General features: G+C 59.6%; 11 protein-coding genes. 5 read left to right on the top strand and 6 right to left on the bottom strand.

Annotated features, from left to right (window positions below):
* Positions 1 to 2 precede the first annotated feature (2 nt).
* From BN2694_RS06170 to BN2694_RS06180, 3 genes are all read right to left on the bottom strand, one after another.
* Positions 3 to 1,577, bottom strand: a complete 1,575-nt coding sequence (locus tag BN2694_RS06170) for an ABC transporter ATP-binding protein (protein WP_135663582.1) — start codon at positions 1,575 to 1,577, stop codon at positions 3 to 5.
* A 33-nt stretch (positions 1,578 to 1,610) separates the two neighbouring features.
* Positions 1,611 to 2,771 carry a BMP family ABC transporter substrate-binding protein gene (locus BN2694_RS06175; protein ID WP_244605371.1) on the bottom strand — a complete coding sequence of 387 codons (1,161 nt, stop codon included), beginning with the start codon at positions 2,769 to 2,771 and terminating at the stop codon, positions 1,611 to 1,613.
* Between the two features lie 281 nt (positions 2,772 to 3,052).
* Positions 3,053 to 4,018, bottom strand: coding sequence for a sugar phosphate isomerase/epimerase family protein (locus BN2694_RS06180; protein WP_135663583.1), 966 nt, complete (start codon positions 4,016 to 4,018; stop codon positions 3,053 to 3,055).
* Between the two features lie 300 nt (positions 4,019 to 4,318).
* Between BN2694_RS06180 and BN2694_RS06185 the strand changes: the two genes are divergently transcribed.
* Positions 4,319 to 5,530: a Gfo/Idh/MocA family protein gene (locus BN2694_RS06185; protein ID WP_135663584.1), complete on the top strand. Its 1,212-nt coding sequence runs from the start codon at positions 4,319 to 4,321 to the stop codon at positions 5,528 to 5,530.
* Positions 5,531 to 5,560: 30 nt separating this feature from the next.
* Here BN2694_RS06185 and BN2694_RS06190 read toward each other — a convergent pair whose 3' ends face one another.
* Positions 5,561 to 6,592, bottom strand: a complete 1,032-nt coding sequence (locus BN2694_RS06190) for a Gfo/Idh/MocA family protein (RefSeq protein ID WP_135663585.1) — start codon at positions 6,590 to 6,592, stop codon at positions 5,561 to 5,563.
* A 133-nt stretch (positions 6,593 to 6,725) separates the two neighbouring features.
* Positions 6,726 to 7,724 carry an SIS domain-containing protein gene (locus BN2694_RS06195; protein ID WP_135663586.1) on the bottom strand — a complete coding sequence of 333 codons (999 nt, stop codon included), beginning with the start codon at positions 7,722 to 7,724 and terminating at the stop codon, positions 6,726 to 6,728.
* Between the two features lie 430 nt (positions 7,725 to 8,154).
* Between BN2694_RS06195 and BN2694_RS06200 the strand changes: the two genes are divergently transcribed.
* From BN2694_RS06200 to BN2694_RS06215, 4 genes are all read left to right on the top strand, one after another.
* Entirely contained in the window at positions 8,155 to 9,168 is a 1,014-nt protein-coding gene (locus tag BN2694_RS06200; protein ID WP_135663587.1) for an aldo/keto reductase, read from the top strand.
* Positions 9,169 to 9,333: 165 nt separating this feature from the next.
* Positions 9,334 to 10,371: a phytoene/squalene synthase family protein gene (locus BN2694_RS06205; RefSeq protein ID WP_135663588.1), complete on the top strand. Its 1,038-nt coding sequence runs from the start codon at positions 9,334 to 9,336 to the stop codon at positions 10,369 to 10,371.
* Positions 10,372 to 10,846: 475 nt separating this feature from the next.
* Positions 10,847 to 11,275, top strand: a complete 429-nt coding sequence (locus tag BN2694_RS06210) for a hypothetical protein (RefSeq protein ID WP_135663589.1) — start codon at positions 10,847 to 10,849, stop codon at positions 11,273 to 11,275.
* A 335-nt stretch (positions 11,276 to 11,610) separates the two neighbouring features.
* Entirely contained in the window at positions 11,611 to 12,642 is a 1,032-nt protein-coding gene (locus tag BN2694_RS06215; RefSeq protein ID WP_135663590.1) for an NAD(P)/FAD-dependent oxidoreductase, read from the top strand.
* Between the two features lie 44 nt (positions 12,643 to 12,686).
* Here BN2694_RS06215 and BN2694_RS06220 read toward each other — a convergent pair whose 3' ends face one another.
* Complete coding sequence (locus BN2694_RS06220; protein ID WP_135663591.1) at positions 12,687 to 12,977, bottom strand: hypothetical protein; 291 nt, start codon at positions 12,975 to 12,977, stop codon at positions 12,687 to 12,689.
* Between the last annotated feature and the right edge of the window lie 79 nt (positions 12,978 to 13,056).

Consider the following 13,056-nt stretch of genomic DNA (forward strand, 5'->3'; position numbering starts at 1 on the left):
CGTCAGCGCTCACCTTTTTGAAGCGCGTCGGCGGCTGGCTCGTCTGTCATCGGGGGGCCAGAGCCGGTCATCATGAGTCCGAGTTCCTCTTCGGTGACCGTCGACGGGTCGACCACGTCGACGAATTCGCCTTCGTACATCACGGCGATCCGGTCGGCCAGTTTCTGGATCTCGTCGAGCTTCGAGGAGGCGAGTATCACGGCCATTCCCTGATCGCGCATCTCGATCAAGCGATTGTGGATAAACTCGATCGAACCGATATCGACCCCGTGGGTCGGGTTCATCGCGACGATCACGTCCGGATCGTGTTCGATCTCGCGACCGACGATGAACTTCTGCTGGTTGCCGCCCGAAAGCGACTCTGCGCTGGTGTCTGGATCGTTGGGCTGGATGTCGTACGTGTCGAGGATCGAGTCCGTGTGATCCCTGACGGCCTGCCAGTCGAGAAAGCCGTTTTCGGTGAACGAATCGATCGTCTGGTTGCCGAGCAACGCATTGCGAACCAGCGAGTAATCCATGACCAGTCCTTCGGCCACCCGATCTTCGGGGATGTACGTGATGCCCAACTCGATACGTTCACGACGATCCGTGCCGGTGATGTCCTCGCCATCGAACGTGATCGTGCCTTCGGTCGCAGGTCGCAAGCCAGTGAGTGCCTCGACGAATTCCGACTGGCCGTTACCCTGGACGCCAGCCACGCCAAGGATCTCGCCCTTTCGGACTGAAAAATTGACCCCCTTCACCTGTTCGAGGCCGCGATCACCCTGGGCGTGCAGGTCCTCGACCGCGAAGACGTCCGCACCCGGTTCCGTCTCTCTGTCGTCTGTCTCGAAAAGGACGTCTCGGCCGACCATCATCCGAGCGAGTTCCTGGCGGGACGTCTCTTCGGCCTCAACCGTTCCGACAGCCTGGCCGTCACGCAACACGGTAATTTCGTCGGCCGCGCGCATCGCTTCGTTGAGTTTGTGCGTGATGAAGATCAACGAACGCCCTCGCGCGGAGAGTTCCTGCATCACGTCGAGCAAGGTTTCGACCTCCTGGGGCGTGAGCACGGCCGTCGGTTCGTCAAGCACCAGGATGTCAGCCTCTCGATAGAGGCTTTTGACGATTTCGACGCGCTGACGAACCCCAAGATCGAGTTCGCGAACCGGCGTGTCGAGGTATTGATCGACATCGAAACCATAATGTTCACAAATTTCTAACACGTCCTCCCTGGCGTCGTCCTGATCGACGAGACCGTTGTGGGTTGGTTCGTTGCCGAGTACAATGTTCTGGAGGACGGTCATCGGCTCGACGAGCTGGAAGTGCTGGTGGATCATGCCGACGCCTGCCTCGATCGCGTCCCGCGGTGAGTCAAAGGTGGTCGGCTCGCCGTTGATGATAACCTCACCGCTGTCCCGTTCGTAAAGCCCGTACAAAATACTCATCAGCGTTGTCTTGCCGGACCCGTTCTCGCCAAGCAAGGCGTGGACAGACCCTTCCTCGAGTGTGAAATCAACCTCGTCGTTGGCGACCACGTCGCCGAACCGCTTGGTGATCGCTCGCAGTTCTACGGCCGCAGTTCTATCTTGCGCCATGGCTTGCTCTCGTGGAACTAAAACGGCGTTGCGTCAGTCCTGACAGCCAGCGGCAGTACACGGCACGTTGATGTCTCCGTTGGCGATCGCCTGTCGTGCCTCTTCGAGGTTCTGGTCGACGACATCCGGGAGTTCAGAACCGATCGCCTGGCCCTTTACCAGTGCCACACCGTCTTCGGCGACACCGAGGACGTTGCGTCCGGAGACACTGTCGAAATCATCCTCGACAACAGCTTGGGCAACTTCTCGTGTCCCTTCATTGATGAATTTGACTGCCGACCCCATAATGACGTCCTGATACTCCGGTAACGTCTTCGACTGGTCGGCGTCGACGCCGATAGCGAATCGGCTGGCGCTCTGTGCAGCGGGGAAAACACCCTGGCCGGCGGCCGCCGCGGCCTGGTAGACAATGTCGGCACCGCTGTCGTACTGGGAACTGGCGATGTTGGTCGCCTTCTGGGTGTCCTGGTAGTTGCCAATGTATCCGACGCTAACGTCCGTTTCCTCGTTAACCCACCCGACACCGGCCTTGTAAGCGCGTTCGAACGCGTTGATCAGCGGGCCGTCGACGCCACCGACAAACCCGACCTGGGCACTGTCTGGATCGGTCGAATTACCTTCATAGGAAAAGTCTCGCGTCGTCATCGTCCCGGCCATCACGCCGGCAAGGAACGACATCTCGTGGTTCGCCCAGACGTATCCCGCGACGTTGGGCTGCTCGACGTGATCGTTGATAATCATCCACTGCTGGCCAGGGTATTCCTCGGCGTTCGTCTGGAGCGCAGGTTTGTGCTGATACCCGACGAGGACGATCACATCGTAACTGGGGTTCGTACTCGACGCCAGGTTCGACTGCACCGACTGGTAGTTCGACGGTGACGTCTCCTCAACCTGGTTGAGCGAGATGTCGTACTCTTCAGCGGCCGTCTCCAGGCCCTGGACGGCGAGAGTATTGAACGCCTGGTCTCCAAACCCGGCCGAGCTTGAGACGATAGCGATGTTCGTCGTCTCCCCACCGCCGCCACCGTCTCCACCTCCCGGCTCGGTCGTTGTGTCGCCCCCGCTACAGCCAGCAAGGGTAAGAGCGCTCGCCATGGCCGCACCACCTTTGAGCACGGAACGACGGTCCAGAACCGTCGACGAATCCGTCACGGTGTGAGTCCTCGGTCCCATGTTGTCACTTTTCTGCGCCATAATACATGATTAAAAATGGAAATAGATAAAGGTACTGATGAAGGCATTTTTCATCACATAGAAATGCGTGGTTCGACGGGCTGTCATCCGTGATTCCACATCCAGAAGTGAATTTGGTTTATGTGAAAGTAGGGAAAATTCTACTAGTAAATATTTTGAATCGAATAAGAAGAGTTCAGTTTTTGGTATGTAACGGTCCCAAAGAGCGGGTAAGGACACACAGGTCTCACCTGTGCCATCCAGACAAGCCAAAACTCAGGCAGAGCATCAAAGAGTGTAGATTATTCCCAGTAGACCTCACCGGGTGTGGTCGTGAATACGACTCGCTGGAGCACGTCGACAGCTTTCTCCAGACCCTCTCGACCAGACGTCAGGGAGTCCTCGTGTTCGATAGACATCACGTCGTCGTAGCCGACCATCCGTAGGGTAGAGACGATGTCCTTCCAGTGTTCCTCACCGTGGCCGTATCCGATCGACCGGAAAATCCACGACCGGTTGACTTCATCGCTGTAGGTGGTCGTATCGAGAACCCCCTTCTCGCGGACATTCGCGTCGTAGATGTTGGTGTCCTTGGCGTGGAAATGATAGATTGCATCGGCCCCACCGAGCAGTCGGATCGCCTCAGTCGGGTCGATCCCTTGCCAGTAGAGGTGCGAGGGATCGAGATTCGCACCGATCCGATCTGATGTCGCCTCGCGCAGTTCCAGCAGCCCCGTCGGTTCGTAAATGAACATGTTGGGATGCATCTCGATGGCAATGTCAACGCCATGGTCCTCGGCCAGGTGACCGATTTCGGCCCAGTATTCAGAGACGACTTCCCACTGATACTCCTCGGCCTCGGCGTGTTCGGTCGGCCACGGTGCTGTGATCCAATTAGGGACTTCGTCGTTGGGACCACCGGCCGGGAGTCCCGAGAAGCACGTTACCGTGTTCACGTCCAGTTGGTCAGCGAGCCGAATCGTTTCGCGAAGTTCCGTGTCCGCCCGCTCGGCCGTCTCCTCGTCGGGATGAACCGGATTGTTGTGGGTCGCCAACGCGCTGATAGACATGTCGTACTCCTCGAGCGTATCGAGCAATGCCGCCTGCTCGTCTGGGTCGTCGAGAACGGCACGTCGCTCGATGTGGGGTTGTCCCGGATGGCCACCGGTCCCTAATTCGACGGCGTCGACGCCGAGCGAATCCAGGTACGACAGCGTGCTTTCGAGTGACTCGTCTTTCAACGGAACGGTAAGTACGCCAATTTGCATCACCAGTAAATTTCAAAATTTGGGGTTTTAAGTCTTGGGGCGGCCGAAACGGCGAAGACGGAGACATCCGTTCGTCATGCCCGACATCATTTATAAATATGCATTCAATCATGATTTACTGCCCGTGACGTGTCACCTCGATCAGGACGCACGGGACAGCTGATACTACTACCTGGCCCAACAATGGATTCTAGCCCCAGAAACGTCGAAAAAGAGTCTCTAAGTCCCCCCAGACAACATACGAGGTGCGGACTAAAAATATAAGAAACGACTATGTATGTTGAGTAACTACATCACGCTATGGCTTCTGAAACGTTCGGCATTGGTTTCGTCAGTGCAGGGTTCATTACGAGTGAGGCTCACGTCCCAAGCCTCGAGTACATTCCCGACGCAGAAGTAGCCGCGATCCACGAATTGGATCGTAAACGCGCCGAGGACCTCGCCGAAGACAGTCGGGACCTGGGGGTTGGCAATCCGAACATCTACGGTGAGGACGAACTAGCCGAAATGGTCGCCGATACCGACGTCGACGCCGTCTGGGTTACCAGTCCCAATTTCACGCGGAAAGACGTCGTCGAGGGAATCGTCGAGGCCGTCGAAGACGGGGCGACTCTCCAGGGCATCGCCATGGAGAAACCGATCGCGAGGAACGTCGACGAGGCCAACCGAATCCTCGAGCGCGTCGAAGACGCCGGGTTGCCCCACGCCTATCTGGAGAACTGGGTCCACGAACCTGCCATCGAAGACATGCGGGAACTCCTCTGGGAGCAAGGCCGCGACGCCGGGCGACCCTACATCGCACGCGCTCAGGCCGAGCACGGCGGGCCACACTCGGCGTGGTTCTGGAATGGGAAGCTACAGGGAGGGGGCGCGCTCACGGACATGCTGGTCCACGCGATGGGTGGCAACGACTACCTCTTGACCGATCCGGAGGGCAGCAAGCTCGAACCGGTGGCCGTCTCCGCAGACACAGAGACGTTGAAGTGGAGCCGCGAGGAATACGCAGCCCAACTCGAGGAAGAGTACGGCGTCGACTACGAGGACTCCCCGGCCGACGACTACGCCCGGGTGACGATTCGCTACGAGGACGAAAAGGGCCGGCCAGTCATCTCGGAAGCGGCCGGCTCCTGGTGTTACGTCGGGTCGGGGGTCAGTCGAACCGTCGAACTGCTCGGCCCGGAATACTCCGGACAAGTCCGGACAGACGACGATTCCTCGAGCATCTTCCTCTCAGACGAGCTGTCGGGCGAGGGCTGGGCTGAGAAACAAACCGCCACGAGTGGGCGAATGCCGATCGACGCCGAAGTCGTCGTCAACAGCGGGTACGTCGGTGAGAACCGAGACGCGATCGACGCGTTCCGTGACGGCGAGAACGGACGGTTCGACCTCGAGGACGGCTTGCGGATGATCGAATTGAGTATGGCCGCCTACAGGGCCGCAGAAGACGGCGAAGAAGTCGATCTCGCCACGGCCGATCTGGACGGGTATCGACCGCCGCCAGCCCGCGAATAGCGCCGTCCAGAAGCCGATTTTCGCTGCGAACTACGCTACCAACTCGAGGCGCTCACCAGCCGCAGCACTCCGGCGAGCGGTCTCGACGATTCGGTGGGCCTCCCGACAGAAAACTGGGTCGCACGGACCCTCGGGATCGTTGTCAGTCTCCAGCAGGTGGACGATGTACGCGACGAGATTCTCGTAGCGGTCGGCCAGTGGATCGGCCTCGACGCCGTAGCCTTCTGGATCGTCTCGGGTCGTGACATACACGTCGTGACCGCTGACGCGCGTACTGATCGAACCCCCGGTCCCAACGAGTTCGTAACCCTTCGGCGGCGTGGGCTCGATCTCCCAGGGACTGGTCAACATCCGCCAGGTCGTCTGAAACGCACTCATACCCTCGTCGTAGCGTGCGATCGTGGAACTCTGGACATCGACCGCCATGTCCGCAGGGACGTAGGTATCGCTTGTTACTGACTCGGGGAGTTCGCCGCCGCGGAACCACGTCGAGAACGTCGCGCCATAGCCAAGGTAGTCAAGCATCGACCCGCCGCCGTCCTCGGGATCGTAGAACCAACTTCCCTCGGGTGGTGCGCCCGCGTTGCCGCCGTAATACTGAACCTCGACAACATCGCCGATCGTACCCTCATCGACGAAGCGCTTGACCGTGTGGTTGACCGGATCCCAGGTCACGGGCCAGTTGACGACGAACAGTTCGTTCTCGACCGCATCGAGCATGCGGTCGGCGTCGGCCAGCGAGACGGCCAGTGGCTTCTCGATGGCGAGAGCTTCGAGGTCGAATTCGGTGACGCGCTCGACGAAATCGGCGTGCAAGGAGTTGCGCGGACACCCGAGAACGACGTCGGGTGCCGTCTCTTCGAGACAGCGCTCGAGGTCATCGAAGACGGCTGCCTCGGGGATGTCGAGATCCGAGAGGGCCTGCTCGAGTGATCCGGTCGAGGTCGACGGATCCTCGTCACAAACACCCACAAGTTCTGTCTCCGGATGATCGCGAACCCACTCGAGATTGGTGTTCATGTGCATCTGATCGAAGTTCGCACCGACGACGCGATAGACCATACTCGATATATATTCGAAAACAATAATGAATGTTTCTAGGCAAGGAGTGACCACCAGTGACTCGAAGGTCCCCTTAGCGCGGACGTACCTCCATTGGAACCGTAGGTGCCACCTGTTCCGGAAAGAAACTCGTTCACAGACCTTCGCGTTCGACGTGCTTGCTGAGCGCCGGTGGCTGATCCGGGTCAACCCCTCGATCTCTAGCCAGAACGAACGTGAGTCGCTGGATCGCTTTGAGCGTGTAGAGGAACTGTGGGCGGCCGACTGGGATGGCAATCGACGCCTCGACGGCAAGGTCGGTGGTATCGGGATGGATAGCCACGACCCGCCCACCAGCGTCACGCAGTTCCTCGAGAAGAGGTTCGTAGTGATCGATCATCGTGGGATCGCTGAGGACCAACAGCACAGGATCGCCCGATACGTTCGCCATCGGCCCATGACTGATCTCCATGGCCGGCATGGGCGTCGAGTGAAGCAATGGTCCTTCGCCGAACTTCCGAGCAGCTTCGCCGGCCAGCGCGTAGTCGATCCCTGTCCCGAGTGTATAGGCATGGCTGGCGTCTCGGAACACGTCAACGGCTGTATCGAAGTCCCGATCCGCGATCGATCGACACGTCTCAGCCGACCACGTGGAGCCCAGATTTCCGTCGTCGGCTGCCTCGGTCAGCAGGATCGAGGCCACGACGGCGGCATCGACGGACTTGGTCGCGAGGATCGACTCCTCGGTCCCAGCTGGCGTGACGTAAGCGTGATCAGCGAGTTCCGAAAGCGCCGATCCCGCCGTGTTCGTGATCGCGACCGTCCGCGCGCCCGCTTCGACCGCCGCCTCGAACGCCTGGACGGTCTCAGTCGTCTCGCCCGACTGCGAGTAGGCGACAACGACCGTCTCCTTGTCGACTGCATACTCGCCGAAGTAGAACTCCGAGGCCGTGATAGCCTCGGCGTCGGTGCCTGCGTCGCGGAACCAGTGTGCTGCCATCGTACCCACCCAGGACGAAGAGCCACACCCCAGGAAGTAGTAGCGAGACGCCGGGGCAATCGCGTCGGCGATCGTCGACAGCGCGGGTCGCTCATCGAACGTCGCTTCGATCGCGGCACAGCCGTCACGTATCTCCGTGTCAGTGACTGTCATGACCTCATTTTGATCGGAAAATGATGATAGTAGCTGTCCGAACTAAACTCTTTCGAGAAGGAGATACCGATATCAGGCGTGATACAGGTCGAGGTCAGCTACCGTCACAGACGCGATCGCACCTAACAACTCCAGATCGGCGCCCAGCGACGTAATCTCGACGCTCGGACGGGAGACGAAACGTAGTCATCGAGGTGCCGTTCGATCCCCCTAAGTACGACCTCGGGATTGTTGAGAGCGACGCCGCCAAGTGTGACGACCCCAGGGTTGACGATGTTGATCATGCCCCCGAGTCCCGCCGCGTTGTACCGACCGATGCGTACGATAGCCGGTACCGGCACCCAGATCCCGACCTAGAAGCCCCCGATGGCGGGTGAACCGCCCCGGGACGCCCGGTGTTTAAGCCGCTGCCGATCGCAGTGTCGTGGTGATGTACTATCGACGACTCGGCAAGACTGGACTGGAGGTATCGCCGATCGCGCTCGGCACGTGGCGTTTCGGGAAGGAACACGAGGAAAGCGGTGTCGTCGAGACGGGTCGCAAAGAGGCTCACGAACTCTTAGACGCCTACGCCGAGACTGGCGGGAACTTCATCGATACGGCCAACGGCTATGGCCGCGGCGACAGCGAGCGCTGGATCGGCGAGTGGCTCGCTGACCGTGATCGCGAAGACTACGTGATCGCCTCGAAGTGCTACTGGTCGAACGAATCCCGATTCCAGGAGAACCTTTCGCGAAAGAACGTCCGCGCCGAAGTCGAGGGCTCGCTCGACCGACTCGACACGGACTACCTGGACATCCTGTACCTTCACCGCTTCGACGACGGGACCCCCATCGAGAAGACGCTCAGGACTGTCGACGATCTCGTGAGCGAGGGGAAAGTCCATCACGTCGGCCTCTCGACGGCTGACGCCTGGAAGCTCACGAAGGGCCTCTGGAAAGCCGACGTCAACAACTACGAGGCCTTCACCGTCACCCAGCCCCTGTTCCACGCCGCCTACTACGAGGACGTCGCGGAGTACTTGGACGTTTGTGCGGATCAAGACCTGGCGGTCGTCCCGTACTCGCCACTGGCGGGTGGCTTCCTCACCGGGAAATACGAGCGCGTCGGTGACGGCACCTACGAACTCGACGCGCCCGAGGACACCCGTGCCCAACTCGACGAAATGTTCACTGACTGGTACGTCTCCGAACGGGGCTGGCACGTCCTCGATGAGGTCCAGACGATCGCTGAGGAACGTGACGCCACGCCCGCACAGGTTGCTCTCCGGTGGCTGATCGACCAGCCGGAGTTCACGTGCGTCCCGATCGTCGGCGCTCGCACTGTCGAGCAACTGGAGGAGAACCTCGGGGCGCTCGAAGTCGAGTTGAGTGACGAGCAGTTCCGCCGTATCTTCGAGGCACGCTACGACGAGAATGGAGACCTCTACAAAACGAACGCCTGATACAGCCGGGCCGGACCGACAGGGTCAGCGGCTCAGTGACCGGTGGACCCCGCGAAACTCCGAGACGTATCGGTGGTGGCTGTGGGGGTCCAAGAGGGATCGGCGGTGGCTGGGACGATCCGGGAGGGGTTTTTACTCGTGGGACCCATCGGTTAGGTATCCGGAATGTCGAACGAGCAGGTCGAGTCCCACCCGAGCGACATGAATTGGTGTTACAACACCGTCCAGGACGTCTCCCGGACGTTCGCGTTGACCATCGCGGAGCTTGAGGAGCCGATGGCTGCCGAGATTTGCGTCGGCTACCTCCTCTGTCGGGTTGCCGATACCGTCGAGGACGCCACGCATATCCCACCCGCTGATCAACACGAACTGCTTACGTGTTACAGCCGGGTGCTCGACCCGGACGACCCGACGACCGTCGAGGCGTTCCGAACGGACATCGAGCCGTATATTCCCGAGAGTCCCGACGATGACTGGACGGTCGTCGCAGAGACGCCGCGGGTCGTCGCGACGTTTCGGGACCTGCCCGAGGCCTCCCGGGCGATCATCCGGCCGTCGGTCCGGGAACTGACCGACGGGATGGCCGAGTTCGTCGACCGCTACGCCGAGGAAGGTGGACTACGGATTCAATCGGTCGACGAACTCGAGGAGTACTGCTGGTACGTGGCGGGGACGATCGGCTCGTTTGTCACCGAGTTACTCATCGACGATGTCCCGCCCGATCAGCGGGCCGCCTTCGCGGACAACGCGACTGCCTTTTCGCGGCTGTTGCAACTCGTCAACGTCACCAGAGATATCGCGACGGACTACCGCGAGGAAGACAACGTCTACGTCCCGGCAGCACTGCTGGCCGAACACGGACTGACGGCTGCTGACATCGGCGATATCGAGAACGCAGAAGCGTTCGCGCCTGTCATTACCTCACTTGCTGACCGGGCTGAGGACTATCTCGACGACACGCAAGCCTGGATCGAAACGATGCCCGAGACGCGCGGGAATACCCTGGCCGCCTGGGCGATCCCGTTCCTGCTCGGCGTCGGCACCCTCCGGGAACTCCAGGCCAGGCCGGCCGCCGTCCTGAAAGGGGACGTAAAGGTGTCCCGCCAAGAGGTTTATGCCCTGCTCGGACGGTTCGCCGACGACAGCGACCCCTCACTGTCGCGGTTGCGACAGGAAGTCCAGGCCGGGTCGCTTGCCGAGTAGGGAGACCAATCGTTTTTGCACAGTGGTTCGCTATATTCGGCTGGCCGATGACGAGCCCACGGGCCGAGCCGGCCTCACGACCCGGCGACGACGAGCCCTATGAGTGCCGAGGCCAGCCTTCTATGCATATAATGGAGTGAACGAATATGGGAGAATCGTACCTGCTACCTTCTGAGAGAAAACAGTTGTTAATTGAGGTCAGCTAGGGTGGCCTCTAAATGCAATACAGATTTGGCGTGCCATAGAAACATTCACAGTTGACTTACTACGGTGCAACTCGGGACAGAAAATGATGGTGCGGGGGCGATTACACAACGCGTTTCAAGATACAGAGAATAGGGTCAGCAGGCGCTCGGTCACAAAGTATCCGTCAGAAACCATTGACCGAGGACGGAACTGAAAGAAGTGAAGCACGGTTACTCATCCCCAATAGGCATTCAAATAACTTAATAACGTTTACAACTTCAGAAATGACGTGGTTTCCGCCTCACTCCCACTTGAGATCCACGCGATTCACCCCTCTGCAGTCTATGAGGGACGGGTTTATACACAGGATGTAGTCGTTTCTCTAGAAGATAGTACGCAGTTCGAGGTTTACGACCATGAGGTACTTCTCAACTCCAAACACGTGGGGATGACCATATCAGTCGAGTTGTTTGTTTTCTTGGCGAATGTGGCCGAATTCGATACGAGCGAAAGCAGGGTCGTATTTGATGGCGAGGGCCAACCCGTCTTTCATGGTCGGGTGACCGAGATCGACTGTGATACCGATAATAGTCGTGGCGTTCTGGACGTTGGTGTCGGAACAATCTTGTTTGATCCATCAGAAGCAGAGAATACTCTTGAAGTGGGTGACTGGATTCAGATTTCCCGAAATATCCGATATCTCGAAACAGTCCACTGACTATTGAATCGATAACTGTGCTGAAGGCGCTCCTTGTCTCTCACACAGACGCCTAATAGAACCGAGAGAATACCACTTCGCTATCTTCGGTAAGAGACAACGACATTTTTGACTTAAAATTTGGATAACATGAAGGAAAAAGTAACAAGAGAGTGTAAGATTACGAATTGAGGGCCGTCTATAGAGCTGCAAAATACATTCATCATTGACATATTGTGAGTCGAGAGTGCCGAGGCCAACTTTTATGCCAAGATGACAGGACCGTGGTCGGCACGGAGTCACCACAAGTCTCACCCGTCCGAACGACTATCTGGGTGTCGAACGAATCACCGCCTGTGACACGGATCGGCATCATCGGCGCTGGTGCGGCCGCGGCCGCGGCGGCCTGGGCTATCGACACCCAAACTGAGGCGACGATCACCGTCGTCGAGAAGTCGGGCGGCCTCTGTGGGCGTGCGGCGACACGCCGCCGCGGCGCGGTGACCTACGACTACGGCGCGAACTACCTCAAAGCAGAGGACGATCGCGTCGTCGACCTCGTGACCGGAACGCTGGACACCGAGGGACTCGTCGACATCGGCGAGCCAGTGTACACCTTCGACGGCGCAGGCCAGGTCGCTGAAGGCCGAGACGCCGACGAGCACAAATGGAGCTACGAACAGGGGCTAACACAGATCGCCAAGCGACTGTTCGGGCGGACCGCGGCGACCGTCCATCGCAACACCCGGGCGACAGCCATCCATCGCAGGGGCGAAAGCTGGGAAGTTTCCGCAGGTGAGGAGCGATTCGGCCCCTTCGACATCCTATTGGTCAATCCGCCAGCACCCCAGACCGCCGCGCTGCTCGCCGACAGCACCTGGGACGATCCGCTCCGAGAAAAGCTGATCGACGCACTGGGGGCAGTCGACTTTCGGACGGTCTGGACCGCGATCGTGGGGTATCCCTTCGAGATCGATCGGCCCTACTACGCACTGGTGAACATCGACAACGAGCACGCTATCGGCTGGATCGCTCGTGAGGAGTGCAAGCCAGGTCACGTCCCTGATGGCGAGTCGGTACTGATCATCCAGGCCAGTCACGACTGGTCGGTCACACACTACGACGACCCGCCGAGCGAAAACATCAGTCGCCTCGCGCAGATGGCCAGCGAGATTCTCGATGACGAGCGCCTGGCGACACCCGAGTGGTCGGACTGGCAGGGCTGGCGGTATGCCCAGCCAGAGACTGGCGCGCCGACGGATCTGCTCCGTGCGGCCGAAGGGCACGATCTGTACTGTCTGGGCGACTGGACCGTCGGAACGGCCCGCCTCCACGGGGCGCTCCGCAGTGGACTCGAGACAGCCGACCGCATTCGACAGTCCCGATGAGGGGGCGACAGGCCGAGCGGGGAGTCAATCCGCCAATGCGCTGATCAGTCCGCCAGTGCGGCGAGGTGCTCGCGGGCTTCCGCACGAGTCATGCCCCGAACCCCACAGGTACACGAAAACAGTTCTGGCTCGTGCGGTTCATCGACCTGCGTGCGATCGATGCGCCTGAGACTGTCATCGTCGGCATCGTATTCGAAGGAATACCGATAGCTCACCTGCGTAATCCCCTCTATCTGGTGAGTCGCGTCTGGGTCGGGGTTCGCGATGGCAGCGGCGTGTTCGTCCTGCATCGAGTCTTTCCATTCCTCGAGCGTACGCTCGGGGTTGTCGGGCATACCTGCGGTTTGGTGGCCACCGGCAACAGCGTGTCGGCACGAGTTGGGGTTACGGCCGGCCGAAAAATAGGGCCGCAGT

The organism is Halorhabdus rudnickae, from assembly GCF_900880625.1.
Classification (GTDB): domain Archaea; phylum Halobacteriota; class Halobacteria; order Halobacteriales; family Haloarculaceae; genus Halorhabdus; species Halorhabdus rudnickae.